The sequence below is a fragment of the Mesorhizobium sp. LSJC285A00 genome, assembly GCF_000503155.1.
Taxonomy (GTDB): domain Bacteria; phylum Pseudomonadota; class Alphaproteobacteria; order Rhizobiales; family Rhizobiaceae; genus Mesorhizobium.
The window spans coordinates 1-239 of record NZ_AYVK01000119.1 but is presented as its reverse complement, the minus strand read 5'-3'; the positions used below and the strand labels follow the sequence as shown (position 1 = coordinate 239).

Annotated in this window: 1 pseudogene; it reads right to left on the bottom strand. The window is 64.0% G+C overall.

Annotated features, from left to right (window positions below):
• Positions 1–239: pseudogene (locus X726_RS137225) on the bottom strand (transcriptional regulator); the annotation flags it as partial.

Below are 239 nucleotides of genomic sequence, written 5' to 3'. Positions count from 1 at the left end.
CCTGCCGCAACCCCCCTTGCCGTTCGGCCATGTCAACCAGGAACGCGGCGACGCGTTCGATGGCGCTCTGGCGACCGAGGACCAGCAGGTGTTCCCGGGCCCTGGTCAACCCCTGGAGCGCTAGGGGCAGCAACTGATGGGACATGTCCGCTCCAGCAGTGAGGCTGAAGACGCGGACACCGGTGGAGTTGATGGCTTCAGCAAAGAAATGGTGCGTCGTGTCGGCTTCGAAGCCGAAT